The organism is Paenibacillus sp. FSL R5-0923, assembly GCF_038009145.1.
Taxonomy (GTDB): Bacteria; Bacillota; Bacilli; order Paenibacillales; family Paenibacillaceae; genus Paenibacillus_AQ.
In genome coordinates this window covers 5,139,290-5,153,447 of sequence record NZ_JBBPAT010000001.1, presented here as the reverse complement: position 1 = coordinate 5,153,447, position 14,158 = coordinate 5,139,290, and the positions used below count along the sequence as shown (strand labels likewise).

The 14,158-nt window shown below is 41.9% G+C and carries 21 protein-coding genes; 19 read left to right on the top strand and 2 right to left on the bottom strand.

Going from position 1 to position 14,158, the window contains the following annotated elements; translation table 11 throughout:
• The first annotated feature begins 20 nt into the window (after nucleotides 1-20).
• The 5 genes from rhaB to MKX35_RS23210 all read left to right on the top strand — a co-directional run bounded on the left by rhaB (nucleotide 21) and on the right by MKX35_RS23210 (nucleotide 4,658).
• Nucleotides 21-1,508 carry a rhamnulokinase gene (gene rhaB, locus MKX35_RS23230; RefSeq protein ID WP_076298451.1) on the top strand — a complete coding sequence of 496 codons (1,488 nt, stop codon included), beginning with the start codon at nucleotides 21-23 and terminating at the stop codon, nucleotides 1,506-1,508.
• A 136-nt stretch (nucleotides 1,509-1,644) separates the two neighbouring features.
• Nucleotides 1,645-2,076: a hypothetical protein gene (locus MKX35_RS23225; RefSeq protein WP_143759313.1), complete on the top strand. Its 432-nt coding sequence runs from the start codon at nucleotides 1,645-1,647 to the stop codon at nucleotides 2,074-2,076.
• A 62-nt stretch (nucleotides 2,077-2,138) separates the two neighbouring features.
• Nucleotides 2,139-3,413, top strand: a complete 1,275-nt coding sequence (gene rhaA / locus MKX35_RS23220; protein ID WP_076298450.1) for an L-rhamnose isomerase — start codon at nucleotides 2,139-2,141, stop codon at nucleotides 3,411-3,413.
• A 117-nt stretch (nucleotides 3,414-3,530) separates the two neighbouring features.
• Entirely contained in the window at nucleotides 3,531-4,169 is a 639-nt protein-coding gene (locus MKX35_RS23215) for a Vat family streptogramin A O-acetyltransferase (RefSeq protein ID WP_076283041.1), read from the top strand.
• A gap of 111 nt (nucleotides 4,170-4,280) precedes the next feature.
• A complete protein-coding gene (locus MKX35_RS23210; RefSeq protein ID WP_076298449.1) occupies nucleotides 4,281-4,658 on the top strand; it encodes a YkvA family protein in 378 nt (125 codons plus the stop codon).
• Between the two features lie 16 nt (nucleotides 4,659-4,674).
• On the opposite strand, the gene MKX35_RS23205 is transcribed toward MKX35_RS23210, so the two are convergent.
• Complete coding sequence (locus MKX35_RS23205) at nucleotides 4,675-5,067, bottom strand: winged helix-turn-helix transcriptional regulator (RefSeq protein WP_060622450.1); 393 nt, start codon at nucleotides 5,065-5,067, stop codon at nucleotides 4,675-4,677.
• Between the two features lie 151 nt (nucleotides 5,068-5,218).
• On the opposite strand from MKX35_RS23205, the gene MKX35_RS23200 reads away from it, so the two are divergent.
• The 13 genes from MKX35_RS23200 (at nucleotide 5,219) to MKX35_RS23140 (ending at nucleotide 12,151) form a co-directional block, all read left to right on the top strand.
• On the top strand, nucleotides 5,219-5,893 hold the full coding sequence (locus MKX35_RS23200; protein ID WP_076298448.1) for an NAD(P)H-dependent oxidoreductase: 675 nt from the start codon (nucleotides 5,219-5,221) through the stop codon (nucleotides 5,891-5,893).
• A gap of 210 nt (nucleotides 5,894-6,103) precedes the next feature.
• Nucleotides 6,104-6,514: a CidA/LrgA family holin-like protein gene (locus MKX35_RS23195; protein WP_076283039.1), complete on the top strand. Its 411-nt coding sequence runs from the start codon at nucleotides 6,104-6,106 to the stop codon at nucleotides 6,512-6,514.
• Complete coding sequence (locus MKX35_RS23190; RefSeq protein WP_042187114.1) at nucleotides 6,514-7,200, top strand: LrgB family protein; 687 nt, start codon at nucleotides 6,514-6,516, stop codon at nucleotides 7,198-7,200. The genes MKX35_RS23195 and MKX35_RS23190 overlap by 1 nt, the downstream gene beginning before the upstream one ends.
• Before the next feature lie 91 nt (nucleotides 7,201-7,291).
• Nucleotides 7,292-7,471 carry a hypothetical protein gene (locus tag MKX35_RS23185; protein ID WP_042126589.1) on the top strand — a complete coding sequence of 60 codons (180 nt, stop codon included), beginning with the start codon at nucleotides 7,292-7,294 and terminating at the stop codon, nucleotides 7,469-7,471.
• A gap of 176 nt (nucleotides 7,472-7,647) precedes the next feature.
• Entirely contained in the window at nucleotides 7,648-7,836 is a 189-nt protein-coding gene (locus MKX35_RS23180; RefSeq protein WP_076283037.1) for a hypothetical protein, read from the top strand.
• A 163-nt stretch (nucleotides 7,837-7,999) separates the two neighbouring features.
• The gene (locus MKX35_RS23175; RefSeq protein WP_256716217.1) at nucleotides 8,000-8,566 is read left to right on the top strand and encodes a putative ABC transporter permease; all 567 of its coding nucleotides are present in this window, start codon (nucleotides 8,000-8,002) and stop codon (nucleotides 8,564-8,566) included.
• Nucleotides 8,567-8,711: 145 nt separating this feature from the next.
• Complete coding sequence (locus MKX35_RS23170; protein WP_076298447.1) at nucleotides 8,712-9,176, top strand: DUF523 domain-containing protein; 465 nt, start codon at nucleotides 8,712-8,714, stop codon at nucleotides 9,174-9,176.
• A gap of 61 nt (nucleotides 9,177-9,237) precedes the next feature.
• The gene (locus tag MKX35_RS23165) at nucleotides 9,238-9,384 is read left to right on the top strand and encodes a hypothetical protein (RefSeq protein WP_156113097.1); all 147 of its coding nucleotides are present in this window, start codon (nucleotides 9,238-9,240) and stop codon (nucleotides 9,382-9,384) included.
• 210 nt (nucleotides 9,385-9,594) lie between these two features.
• Nucleotides 9,595-10,068: an NUDIX domain-containing protein gene (locus MKX35_RS23160; protein ID WP_076298606.1), complete on the top strand. Its 474-nt coding sequence runs from the start codon at nucleotides 9,595-9,597 to the stop codon at nucleotides 10,066-10,068.
• 18 nt (nucleotides 10,069-10,086) lie between these two features.
• Nucleotides 10,087-10,704 carry a histidine phosphatase family protein gene (locus MKX35_RS23155; RefSeq protein WP_076298446.1) on the top strand — a complete coding sequence of 206 codons (618 nt, stop codon included), beginning with the start codon at nucleotides 10,087-10,089 and terminating at the stop codon, nucleotides 10,702-10,704.
• The gene (locus MKX35_RS23150; protein ID WP_076298445.1) at nucleotides 10,679-10,915 is read left to right on the top strand and encodes a hypothetical protein; all 237 of its coding nucleotides are present in this window, start codon (nucleotides 10,679-10,681) and stop codon (nucleotides 10,913-10,915) included. Before MKX35_RS23155 ends, MKX35_RS23150 begins: the two co-directional genes overlap by 26 nt.
• Nucleotides 10,916-10,924: 9 nt before the next feature.
• A complete protein-coding gene (locus tag MKX35_RS23145) occupies nucleotides 10,925-11,335 on the top strand; it encodes a ribosomal maturation YjgA family protein (protein WP_081382731.1) in 411 nt (136 codons plus the stop codon).
• 24 nt (nucleotides 11,336-11,359) lie between these two features.
• Nucleotides 11,360-12,151, top strand: coding sequence for a lipid II flippase Amj family protein (locus MKX35_RS23140; RefSeq protein ID WP_042187128.1), 792 nt, complete (start codon nucleotides 11,360-11,362; stop codon nucleotides 12,149-12,151).
• Nucleotides 12,152-12,169: 18 nt separating this feature from the next.
• On the opposite strand, the gene MKX35_RS23135 is transcribed toward MKX35_RS23140, so the two are convergent.
• Nucleotides 12,170-12,946, bottom strand: coding sequence for a hypothetical protein (locus tag MKX35_RS23135; RefSeq protein ID WP_076298444.1), 777 nt, complete (start codon nucleotides 12,944-12,946; stop codon nucleotides 12,170-12,172).
• Between the two features lie 197 nt (nucleotides 12,947-13,143).
• Here MKX35_RS23135 and MKX35_RS23130 point away from each other — a divergent pair, with 197 nt between their 5' ends.
• Complete coding sequence (locus MKX35_RS23130) at nucleotides 13,144-14,001, top strand: SDR family oxidoreductase (RefSeq protein ID WP_076298443.1); 858 nt, start codon at nucleotides 13,144-13,146, stop codon at nucleotides 13,999-14,001.
• Nucleotides 14,002-14,158 lie beyond the last annotated feature (157 nt).

Below are 14,158 nucleotides of genomic sequence, written 5' to 3'. Positions count from 1 at the left end.
ATAAGGAGTGTTGTTTAAGAATGAATGCTGGGGCACATAAACAGGGTCAGAATCATATTGCTATTGATATTGGAGCCTCTAGTGGGAGAGTCGTTTGCGGAACCTTGCAAGAACCGGAAGGAACCTTATCATTAACAGAAATCCACCGTTTTAGTAATGGGTTCTCTGAGAAGAATGGTAATCTTTATTGGGACGTCGATTATTTATTTGCTGAAATTGTAAAAGGCTTGCAGAAGGCGAAGTCAAAAGGAATTGAGCATTGTACCGTCGGAATTGATACTTGGGCCGTGGATTACGTACTTCTAGATCAGAAGGGTACACGAATTCATGAAGTTTTTTCTTATCGTGATTCCCGAACAGATGGAGCGGTACAAAGCGTACACCGCAATATATCAACTGAAAGCGTTTACCAAAAGACGGGGATACAAGTTCTCCCGATTAATACGTTGTACCAGCTGTTTGTGCATGATCAGGCAGATCTTGAAGCAGCACATTCAATCCTGTTGGTCCCTGATTATCTCTACTATCGGCTTACGGGACGAAGAATTAGTGAAGTCACGAATGCTTCAACCACGGGTCTGCTTAATCTGCAAACTCGGGATTATGATACTGATTTACTGGCACTGCTTGGTCTTTCAAAAGAGCAGTTTCCTCCCTTAACGGAACCTGGGGAACGAATTGGCGGATTGACTGATGACTTGGTGGCACGCGGTGATCTTCCAGATTGTGAGTTCATAGCAGTTGCCACACATGATACAGCATCAGCTGTACTAGGCGTTCCTGCAAGTAGCGACAAATGGGGATTTCTCAGTAGTGGTACTTGGTCACTCATCGGGGTGGAACGAGCTTCAGCCATTACAAGTCCAGAAGCGATGGAACGTAACTATACGAACGAATGGGGAGCCTTCGGTTCGTTCCGTTTTCTTAAGAACATTATGGGGATGTGGCTGATCCAAAAGGTTCGTGAGGAATATGGTGGTCAATACAGCTTCGGTGAACTGGTGGAGCTAGCAGAGCAAGAGATTCCTTTCAGATCCATCATCTACTGCAATGATGAACGATTCATGAATCCATCCAACATGATCAGCGAGATACAGAGCTATTGTGCGGAAGTCGGACAGTTGGTACCAAAGACACCAGGGGAGATCGCCAGATGTGTGTTTGACAGTCTTGCTCTTTCTTACTATTTCTATGTTCAGGATCTTCAGCTATTGACCGGCGAGAAGTGGGAGCGGCTGCACATCGTAGGCGGAGGGGCGAACAATGGATTGCTATGCCAAATTGCGGCGGATTTGCTAGAGATGGAGATTTACGCTGGTCCAACGGAATCCACCGCATTAGGTAACGTAGTTATGCAAATGATCAGCGTGGGTACAGTCACAGATATTAAAGAAGCAAGAGAAATTATATTTCGTTCATTTGATGTAACAATCTATATTCCACAAGAGATGGACTCTTCCCTAAAAACCGCGGCATTGGCTGAGTTTGCTCGACTGCAGGTCGTATAAGAGTAACTAATAAAGTAACCGAGAATACATGGGATGACTATTAGATAGCTATGGATGAGCAAAAGAGGTACAAAAATCCCCTACATTGAGCATAAATAGCGGAAAACGAGCAAAAGAGGGGCATAAATCCCCCTCATTGAGCGGAAAAAGCAGAAAAAGAGTAAAAGAAGGGTATAAATGCCCCACATTGAGCGTAAAAAGCGGAAAACGAGCAAAAGAAGGGTATAAATCCCCCTCTTTGAGCGGAAAAAGCAGAAAACGAGTAAAAGAAGGGTATAAATCCCCCTCTTTGAGAGTAAATAGCGGAAAACGAGCAAAAGAAGGGTATAAATCCCTCTCATTGAGCGTAAAAAGCGGAAAACGAGCAAAAGAGGGGTATAAATCCCCTACATTGAGTGTAAAAAGCGGAAAACGAGCAAAAGAAGGGTATAAATTCCCCTCTTTGAGCGGAAAAAGCAGAAAACGAGTAAAAGAAGGGTATAAATCCCCCTCTTTGAGCGGAAATAGCGGAAAACGAGCAAAAGAAGGGTATAAATCCCCCTCATTGAGCGCAAAAAGCGGAAAATGACCAAAAGAAGGGTATAAATCCCCCTAAATGAAATCACTAAGAAAATATCAGGAGGCTCAAGCATGGTGCAGAATACAGAAAGCTTAAAGAACATTCAGACGAGCTATAATGAGGCGAAAAAGCTCTACGCACAGCATGGCATTGACGTAGATAAAGTATTAGAGCAGCTTGCAGCAATCAAAATTTCATTGCACTGCTGGCAAGGAGACGATGTAAAGGGCTTCCTGAATAAGGAAAAGGAACTAAGTGGCGGAATCGCGGTCACGGGCAGTTACCCGGGGCGAGCTAGAAATCCGGAGGAGCTGCGCCGTGATTTGGAGCAAGCACTAGCACTTATCCCCGGACGTCATAAAGTTAATTTACATGCTATTTATGCCGATACGGAAGAAACTGTAGATCTTGATGCGCTAGAGCCTAAGCATTTTGAAAGATGGGTGCACTGGGCTAAGGAGCAGGGGCTTGGATTGGATTTCAATCCCACTTGCTTCTCTCATGAAAAAGCTAATGATGGCTTCACACTAAGCCACTCGGATCCTGAAATCCGCAACTTCTGGATTGCTCATTGCAAGGCTTCACGCCGAATCTCCGAATCTTTCGGTCAGGCACTAGGTCAGCCTTGTGTAACCAACTTCTGGGTTCCAGATGGATATAAAGATACACCGATCGACCGTCTGTCACCGAGAGTGCGACTTCAGCAATCACTGGACGAGATCTTCAGCGAGGAGATCGATGAGCGATATAACATTGATGCTGTAGAAAGCAAGTTGTTCGGAATTGGTTCAGAAAGTTATGTGGTAGGTTCGCATGAATTTTATATGGGTTATGCACTAAGTCGGGGCAAAGCGGTTTGCTTCGATGCTGGGCATTTCCATCCGACCGAGACCATCTCGAATAAACTATCCTCTTGGCTGCTGTTTGGTGATCAATTGTTGCTGCATGTTAGCCGTCCAGTACGCTGGGATAGTGATCATGTGGTGACTATGGATGATGAACTGCTGGAGATTGCTCGTGAACTAGTTAGAGGTCAATTCCTAGAAAGAACTCATATTGGACTCGATTTCTTTGACGGAAGTATTAATCACATTGCCGCTTGGGTGATCGGAACACGTAACACAATCAAAGCTCTGCTACGTGCGATGCTGGAACCGATAGAGCTATTGAAGCAAATTGAACTGGATGGGGATTATACTACTAGACTTGTACTGGTAGAGGAATTGAAATCTTATCCGTTCGGAGCTATTTGGGATTATTATTGTGCGACGAATGGTGTGCCTGTCCGAGAAAGTTGGCTGAGCGATGTGAAGCAATACGAAGTAGATGTTTTATCAAAGCGATAAAGTACTTGTTATGGCGGTTACCACACGGTAGCCGCTTTTTATGTTCATGATTAGTACTTATTTGAAAAGATATGTGATCTCTGCTATGTTTTATCAAAAAGAGAGAGAGGCGTTATTATGGAGAAATATGGACCGAATCCGAATGTGCTCTATCCGAATGAACAGATCAAAAGCATCTGTTATATCAAAAATGTGATTACAAGAAAAAATATTACGATTGGCGATTATACGTATTATGATGATATAGACGGTGCCGAAAAGTTTGAGGAGCATGTGACTCATCATTATGATTTTATTGGTGACAAGCTTATTATTGGGAAATTCTGCGCGATTGCCAAAGGTATTGAATTTGTCATGAATGGTGCGAACCATCGAATGAATTCTGTTACGACCTACCCTTTTAATATCATGTCTAATGGCTGGGAGCATGCGGTTCCAGAACTATCAGATTTACCCTTAAAAGGAGATACGGTGATTGGCAACGATGTGTGGATTGGGCAGAATGTTACGGTTATGCCGGGTGTACATATTGGTAATGGAGCCGTCATCGCGGCCAATTCAACAGTTGTCAAAGATATCCCGGCTTATAGTGTCGCTGGAGGAAATCCATGTAAAGTAATCAGACAACGTTTTGATGATGAATTGATCGAACATCTAGAAGCGCTTAAGTGGTGGGATTGGGATGCTGAGCGAATCTTTAAGAATCTTGAAGCGTTATGCAGCAGTGATTTGAATAAAATCAAAGAAATTAAATGATATTGTGTAAGTTTCATAGAACGAGCTATAGTTTATCTTAAAGATATAAATAATAGCTGAGGGTATACTGACTGTATGTACTTCATATGAACCTTGCGGAGGGAAAATCTAATGAAGAAAGATGATGATAAGATCACTGCGGAACTCACAGCAGAGAAGTTTCCATACAGTAAAGAGAACGAGGAGATGGTGACGCGGAATTTTTGGACTAAAACTAAAAAGTTCGCAGGCAAGATCCCATTTACTAAAGATGCTATTGCGATGTATTATTGCGCAGTCGATGCAAAGACCCCTTTATGGGCAAAAGGAATTGCCTTCGGAGCGTTGGCTTATTTCATCTCCCCGATTGATGCGATACCCGATGCGATTCTCGGCCTTGGATTTACAGATGATGCAGCGATCATTGCAGCAGGCATTAAAGCGATATCTGGTCAGGTAACCAACGAACATAAGGAAAAGGCCGAAGCATTTTTTAATGGGGAAAAATAAAAGGTGCAGCTTTGAGCTACACCGTAATATTTGTACCTTCTGGACAGCTTTCTGCGGAAAGCTGTTTTGTTTTGTAAACCTCGCCCCAGTCTTTCATGAGTTTAATAATAGGGGTCAGTGTCTTGCCAAATTCAGTTAACGAGTATTCGACTTTCGGGGGAACCTGATGGTAGACCTCGCGGTGAACAACTCCATCTTCTTCCAGCTCTCTAAGCTGCAAGGTTAACATGCGTTGAGTGATTCCTGGGCATATCCGGCGAAATTCGTTAAAGCGTTTCGTTCCATCCATCAAGTGATAGATGAGAATTCCCTTCCATTTTCCTCCTATAACATCGAGCGTAAATTCCACAGGGCAAGCTTCCTTATTGCCTCCTGGGAAATCTCCGAATCCACCTTTTCGATCACGCATAGCCGTTCAACTCCCATAGTATCATTTTGTATACTACATAACATTAATGTGCGTACTTTTAAAGAAGTGATATATATTCTAATATTAAGCATGAGAACGGCAAACAGTCAAATGGGCCGTTGATTCTAAGCAAATAAAAGGAGTGTTAAATGTGGATACTTTATCATTAAACAAGAATGAAATCCTGTCTGCTTACCAGTTCAGACATGCAACTAAAGAATTTGATAGTCATAAAAAAATTAGTGAGTCAGACTTTCAGTTTATTCTGGAAACAGGACGTCTGTCACCAAGTTCGTTCGGATTCGAGCCTTGGCGTTTTGTCGTAGTACAAAGTCCGGAAATACGAGAGAAATTACGTGCTCATGCCTGGGGAGCACAAAAGCAATTGTCAACCGCAAGTCATTTTGTATTGATTCTCTCACGTCTTCCTAAAGATATGGCTGCTGATTCAGATTATATTAAAGGGATCATGGAGCATGTGCAGGAGCTACCTCCAGAAGTGATGGAGGGGAAAGGTAATATGTTCGATAAGTTTTTAAAGGTTGATTTCGGATTGATGGAGAATGAGCGTGCAATGTTCGAATGGAGCTGCCGTCAGACTTATATAGCCCTTGGTAATATGATGACATCAGCCGCTTTAATCGGAATCGATTCTTGCCCAATGGAAGGTTTCGATAAGGCGAAGATAGAGCAAGTTCTTGCCGAAGAGGGGATTATGGATGCCGAACATTTTGGAATCTCCTGCATGGTAGCCTTTGGGTATCGTTTGAATGAACCACGTGGAAAAACAAGACAAAGCGCAGAGCAAGTCGTTCAGTGGGTTTAACTAAGCTGGAATCTCATTTTTGAGCTGCATAACGAAAATAATGAAACCTGCAAAGTCTCCAGTGTCTTGGAGATCATGCAGGTTATTTTTGTTTAATTCTTACAAGATTCGAAAAGTAATTGAAATTTTCATGAAAACTCTGATACTCTTATTGAGGTGACCCATTTTAAGCTTTATCAAGTTAATTTAATAATGAAGGGATCCTGCATCATGAAAATCATTCGCATAATTATCCAAGTGTTCCTGCTTTATTTGTTCTACTTGGCTGGAGACTTCCTGCAAAAGCAGCTGCATCTTCCCGTTTCTGGGAGTATCGTCGGATTACTTTTGCTCTTTGTTTTATTGCTATTCAAGGTTGTACCAGTGAAGTGGATTGAAGATGGTGCAACAACAATATTAGCTTACCTTCCGTTATTTTTTATTCCAGCGACGGCTGGGATCGTGAAGCATATGGATATTTTTAGTGGAAGAGGTTTGCTCTTAATCTTGATTCTTATCGTTAGCAGCGTCCTCACAATTGCAGCAGCAGCACATACGAGTCAATGGCTTTCAACCTTGAAAGGAAAGAGCAAGGCGGGCTGGAGCAGCAAGAGCTTAAGCGAAAAGGGGAAGGAATTATAATGTTTTTTATCGCGACAGGAATTGTCCTGCTTAATGTTGCTATTTATTTGATGATGTCCGTAATTTATAGACGTTTTCGGTTTCCTGTACTGATTCCCGCGTTAACAGCAACAGTCCTTGTTGTAGCAATACTTCTATATTTTCATATTCCGTATGATACATATATGATAGGCGGTCAGTGGATCAATCAGTTACTCGGTCCTGCTGTAGTGGCGCTAGCCTACCCATTGTATAAACAACGTAATGTGTTAGTTGAGAATCTTCCGGCCATCCTGGGGGGAGCGATTGCAGGTCTGTTATTAGGGATGTTTAGTGGTCTGCTTTTGGCGGCTGGTCTAGGATTCTCTAAATTGTATGTTCTGTCCATTTTGCCAAAATCGATCACAACACCTGTGGCGATACAAATCTCAAATGGTTTAGGTGGGGACTCCTCGCTAACCTCCGTATTTGTAATGATTGCCGGATTTACAGGTGCGATTGGCGGTCCTCTCATTATTAAACTGTTTAAGATTCGAAGCGAAGTTGGGATTGGGATCGGGTTAGGAACGGGTTCTCATGCACTTGGAACTGCAAAGGCACTGGAATACGGTGAACAGTCAGTTTCAATGAGCTCCGTAGCGATGACCGTTTGTGCTATTGTCGGTTCATGTATCGGTCCGGTGGTAGCTTGGATCATGTACCCTTAAATTCATTCATCGTAACTATGTTTGCAAAACACTCCATCGGGTAACTATAACTAAGGAACAAATAAAGCAAAGCACCTGAGGAGGATTTCACATGTCAGATTATTCTCAAGATGAAGCGGAAATCCGCAACAAGGAAAATAAAGACGGCGATTCATTAGCTGAAATTAAGAAGATGGAGAATGGTGTGGACATCGAGCCAGAAGCAGACGATTGGGTAGCCAAGCCTGCAGAGTCCTCGCATCCTGATCCGCTTCCTAACGATTTGGACTAAATGATTCGGAAGACAGGCTGTCCTTCATTGGGCAGTCTGTTTTTCTTGAGATGATTTTAGAAATTATTGTATAATGAATTCAGGTACAACCTCATCAGAGAGTTTTCTCCAAATTCTTAGTAGCTTTTCGCATATTTCACAGATCTCAGCCATTCTTGTAGCAGGGAGGAAATGAAATGCGTAGTCGGAATGAGAACAGCCGATATCGGCAAAAACGTGGTGAGGCTCTTGTAGGCAACTTTGAGAAAAAGTATGGTTCAAACTTTGGCGTACGTAGTGAACTTACAACGGATACGTTAAAGAAACAAGACGACGATCAGTCGCTAATATCGGCTCAGAATCACGAAGAACGGCTTAAACCATAAGCGTGGATGGATAGAGAATCCGCTTCACTTTTTATAATTTGTAATGAAGACATAACCTTTGGGTTATGTCTTTTTTGTTGCGCATATCTCCTGAAGGATTAAGGCATAATAGGGCCGGATGGATATTTAAGAAAATAATGACAACTAGGAGCGGTGTATAAACATGATGACTTCTATATTTTCTTCAAGCGGAGATTCTGCGATGGCAGTGGCTGGCCAATATTTCTTTTATTTTATGATCTACTCTTTTTTAGGCTGGATATTGGAAGGTACATATAACTTATATAGTAATGGAAGCTTTCGCAAAGAAGGCTTTCTAAAAGGCCCTTTTAAACCAATGTATGGATTTGCACCACTGCTTCTATTGATTGCCAGAGACTTAACCCTGCCTTTCCCAATTTTCCTCCTGCTTGCGTTAGTCGTTCCTTCAGCTGTTGAATACGTAAGTGGTTGGGTGCTGAAAACTGTGTTTCAAAAGCAATGGTGGGATTATTCAGGGATGTCTTATCAACTGCAAGGGCATATTTGCCTTCGATTCTCCCTATATTGGTGGGCGCTATCGGTAGCTTGTGTATATGGGATTCAGCCGTTTATGGAGCGTTTGTATTCACTAGTCTATAATGTTTGGGGAATTATTTTTCCTTTCGTGGGACTCTATCTTATGGCTGATTTATTGTGGACTTGCTGGAGTCGGTATAGAAGTGAGAAGACCCCCCAATATCAAGATTAATGATGCCTATATGAACATAATAAGCATTCTTTTGTATATGAAGCACAAAGATTTCAGTGACAAGCATTTCGATCTTGCATATCAGTTTTGTGTCGTAAATAATATAGCCATATATTAAATACTAGACGGACTGGTGGAGATAACGATGACAGGGAAGATTCTAGTAAGCGCATGTCTGTTAGGACATAAAGTGCGTTATGATAATGGTGATGTACCGTGTCTCGATGCTCGTTTCTTGAAGTGGTATGAGGAAGGGCGTTTTGTCCACATTTGTCCTGAGGTAGTCGGAGGGTTATCAACGCCTCGTCCTGATGCCCAGCGGCAAGGTGAGCGGGTGGTAACAGGTGCAGGTGTGGATGTTACGGAACCTTTTATGAAAGGTGCTCAAGCAACGCTGAAGCTGGCTACAGAACATCAAGTTATATTAGCGATATTAAAACAGGATAGTCCTTCTTGTGGTAGTCTTTATATTTATGATGGTACTTTTATGGATACGAAGATGTCAGGAGAAGGTACGACTACGGAGTTATTACGGCAGAATGGCTTTAAAGTGTTCGGCGAAGATCAACTAGATGAAGTGGAGAAAGAAATTGCTCGTATGGAGGGGTAAGTCAATCTTAAAGTAATAATTGGAACTCATGTTACATAGTGTGTATAAGGGGAACGAAGCAGTGTCCTTGGGAGAGGAAATGCCGTCCGAAGAGCCATCCTTCATTTGGGATTGGAGGCGGACGCAAATGAGTATTGATCAGCTCATTTCATTGCTTGTTCTTGTCATCATGATCGTACAGCTTGCCGGCTACAAAGGGAAACATTAAGCTCAAAGTCTCACCTCATTGTAACTGCTTCCGGACCTCAGAAAGTATTGAGCCGTTCGGAAGCTTTTTTTGTTCCACGCTAAGCATATTACCGAATCTAAAGGATTCCATCACAGAGATGTCTAATATATACATAATGTGGGTTTTTGGGAAGCCGGAGGAAAATAGGATGATGTTCTACAAAACGGTGTGAGAGGATGGATGAATAGCGTGCCGATGTCTGAGTATTATCAGGAGATCCGAGGAAAAGTCGGTTCAGAGTTATTAATGATGCCTTCCGTAGCTGCAGTAATAAGAAATAAAGAAGATGAAATTCTATTTATTCGAAAACCTGAAGAGTCCTTGTGGGGATTGCCAGCAGGCGCCATCGAGCCAGGGGAACGGCCGGGAAGAACTTTGCGCAGAGAAGTATATGAAGAGACTGGATTAATGGTGCATCCTACTTCCATTCTTGGGGTTTTTGGTGGAGGGAAATATAGATACGAATATAACAATGGAGACCAGGTGGAATATACAGTCATCGTATTTGAGTGTTCTATCATCCGTGGAACGCTGAGAGCAATGGATGGAGAAGTCGAAGAATTTAAGTTCTTTAAAGAGAGTGAGCTGCCCGAGATGGCCATTCCCTATCCAGTGGAGATTTTCAAGAAAGAGCGCGAAGTGGCAAAAACGATATTTGAATGAGCTGGAGAGGAGTAACTCATGAAGACTTTTATTTATATGATTAGGCACGCGGTATCACCTTTTGTGCTTGGAGATGAGAGGGAACGAGGATTATCTGATAAAGGGCATGAGGACGCTTATAGAATTAAAGAAATATTGGCAGAGGAAGAGATCACACATTTTGTCTCCAGTCCTTATAGACGAGCCATCGATACAATTAAGTATTTGGCTGAAGCTTCAGATCAAGAAATTAAGCTGTATGAGGAACTTAGAGAAAGAGCCATCGCAAGTGTGGAAATTGAGATCAGTGAACAAGAATTTCTTCAAGGTATCCGGGCATCATTCACAGACTTACAATATAAAATGCCAAATGGTGAGAGTACTCAGGAAGCGCAAGAGCGTGCGATCCCCATCATGAAGCAATTGATCCAGCAAAATAAAGGCAGCAAAATTGCACTAGGTACCCACGGGAATATCATGACCATTATCCTGAATTACTTCAATAAAAAGTATGGTTATGAGTTCTTTGAACAGACTTCGAAACCAGATATTTATAGGCTGGAATTTGACGAATTAGAGCTCACTAGTGTGGAACGAATGTGGAACCCCGAAGTACTTAGGGTTTGTTTGGATGACAAAAAAATATTTGATCGGTAAAAAATCCATGTATTTCACTACGATCCTGTGGTTTCCCTATTTGGTTCTGTTTATTAATTTATTCGCAGCATGGTCCCCGATTACAGAAGCTGCGGATAAACCAGTTCCGGTAACGGGGTTAATCATAATAGGGGCCATGATTATTTATCCGTTTTATATCGTGATGATTAATATTATATCAAGCATAAATTTCAAGTCAGACGCAGGATAGAGGATGGAAATGAGAGTCAATGCTTTAAAAGAAAGAGTTATTTATGGATGCATCTGCTTAATTGTTATTGTACTGGGGTTATGCTCTAGAGCATTCTCGGAACAGCTACCTTTGTTTGTAACGAGACATTTTGGAGATGCGCTTTGGGGCAGCATGGTTTACTTTATGTTTCGTGTACTGCTAGTGAACCGGAAGCTGTGGATCGCTTTTATGTGGAGCCTGATGTTTAGTTTCGGCATAGAATTTAGCCAACTGTATCAAGCAGAGTGGATCAACAGCATCCGTGCTACCATACTCGGTGGGTTGATTCTCGGAAAGGGATTCCTATGGATTGACCTTGTTCGATATACCGTTGGAATTACGCTTTCTTACGGACTGGATCAATACTTTCGCCCAAAACTGCACCGAATAGATAAATAGCTTTTAATGGAGATGAACCTAAAAATGGTAAATAGCTTGATTGTAGTATGCTTGCTTACAATGATTATTCATACAGCAGAAACCTTATCTTATTCGGTAAGATACGCCGGGGTGAAGCTGAACAAGATAGCTATTGCTTTGTCTCTGACAGGCATTATTGTTCTCGTGTCAAGAACTGCAAACATGATTCAAGCTCCACTGACGGCTAAATTCGTAGATTATGCCAAAATACATTCTGATTTCCCGCTTCTTAATTACTTGAGAATTATATTGTTAGCTTCTTCATTAGGGACATTAATTGCCATTGCTATTTTCCCTACTTTTGTAGGCTTGTTTGGGAGAATCATCTCAAAGCTTGAAATCGAAGGTTCTATTCCCAAGCTGCTTACGAGCGTAACGATCGGGCAGTTAAAAAATACTAGAAAATACATAAGAAAACCAAAAGTGAATCTATATAACTTCAGATACCTGGGGATTCCTAAACGTTTTATTGTTATGAATGTTTTTGTTACAGCCTTTTACACCGTAGGGGTCATATCATCTTTGTATGCTGCTCATCTGATGCCTCAATATAGCACGACTGCTTCACAAGCCTCAGGATTGATTAACGGAATGGCGACTATACTGTTGACCATATTTATCGACCCACAGCTTGGTCTTATTACCCATAAAGCCACTGAAAATGTAGAATACCGTGATCAGCTAGGAAAAATATATGTGGTATTGATGGGTTCACGATTTATAGGTACTATATTTGCTCAGCTCCTAATTGTGCCCGCAGCCCAACTAATTAGTATGTTAGTGAAGCTGATATGAGCTGGTGGGAGCGAATCATTATGGAAGCTTAGACTCTGCAGATCGTAGAGCTAGGGAGATCTTCTGCTCCCAGCTGTAAATATTCTGATGCATGTCATGAATTCGTTTCATTTGCTCATAGGATATTCTCATTTCTGATACTGCCTTAATTGCATCCCCTTGTTTTACAGCCGATTTATATTGTTTATCTGCTTCTGAACGAACTTTCTGTGCTACAGCGATATTCTTGTTCTCGGCGGTGATTTGCTTCTTCAGTGCTGTGATTGGTGCCAGAGCATCTTTGATAGGCTTGATCTTGGCAGCTGTTTGCTTGCGGGCAGTTGCCAAAGCGTCTGTCTTGGCCTTAATTTCAGTTCGAGCGAGTGTTACCGCAGCTTTTAGCTTATTGCGTCTTAGATCCAGGAGAGTGGCTGTCTTAAAGTCCTTAGCTTTCTTGGCTGCGGTAGACTGCTTACTGAGTGTGCTGTATTGGTCCAGTAGAGGAGCATGTTTCTTCTGAGCCGACATTGCTTCAGATGATAAACGACTCAGCAGAACCTTATCTGTTGACTCTATGACAGAGTGAATAGATTTCAGTGTTTCATTGTTCTGCTTACGTAGCATTTGAATTTTTGAGCTATCGGACTTGAGGGCTACTTGAAGCGAGGTATAATTACCATGGAGACCGTTAATGTCATCTAAGGCTGAATCCCAGTCTGTACCTGCAGAAGCTAATGTAAGGTTGATGTTGAGGAGAGCTACTACTAGGATTAATTGGACAAACCTCTTTAAATAACTAAAATTGTGAATAAACATTCATTTCAGCTCCTTAATTAGTCTATGTGCGCAAAAAAAGCACCTCCAAGATAGGCATGAATGCCTATCTTGCGAGGTGCTTCTCCCGCAGAAATATAAATGATACACTTACTATAACTTGAAATTAATGGATAGTCAATCCGAAAAAGAACATTTGTTTGCTTTTTTGAAATAATGAAACATAAGGAGAGTCAAAGATGAATTCACATCTAGATCGAATGCATGATCGAGTGGCCTTAATAACCGGAACCTCTAGTGGATTTGGACTGCTCACAGCCCTTAAACTAGCAGGACAGGGATTCAAAGTTGTAGCAACCATGCGCGATTTGAGTCGTAAAGGCGAGCTTGAACAGCAGGCAGAGCATGCAGGACTCTTGAAGCAGCTTCATTTTATGACCATGGATGTTACCGATAGTGATTCTATACAGGCGACTATAACCTCAGTACACGAAACATTCGGAAGAATTGATGTTTTGGTAAATAATGCAGGCTTTGCTATAGGCGGCTTCATAGAAGAGATATCCATGGAAGAATGGCGTCAGCAAATGGAGACGAATTTTTTCGGATTAGTCGCGGTGACAAAAGCTGTGCTGCCAGTTATGCGAGAACAGAAAAGTGGTACGATTATTAACGTGGGGAGTATAAGCGGGTTGTCCGGGTTTCCAGGGTACGCTCCATATGCAGCTTCCAAATTTGCAGTAGAAGGATTCAGTGAAAGTCTGCGTCATGAAATGTCTCCTTATGGAATACGTGTAGTATTAATTGAACCTGGCTCCTTCCGTACTTCGATTTGGGGAAAAGGAATGGCACAAATTCGTCAAGTCGAGGATTCTCCTTATAGAGACCGTCTGGACGCTGTGCTACGATATTCCAAGCATACCGCTGAAACTGCACCTGATCCAAAGCAAGTGGCAGATCTCATCGGTCGTATTACTGAAATGAAGTCACCGAGGCTTCGGTATCCTATCGGCAAAGGCACCCAGATCTTGATTTTAGGCAAAACGCTGCTCCCGTGGAAATGGCTGGAGAGAATTATTGCGAAAGAATTGAGGTGATGGAATGGAGCAATCCATAAACTTAACAATCATTAAACTCATTGGATATGTATCCAGTTTGATGACCGTTTTTTTATGGTTTATATTTATATTCATTAATCCGTATTCTGAGGTTACGAATCAATCCAGTATTATAATAAGTATGGTAATGTTGGTG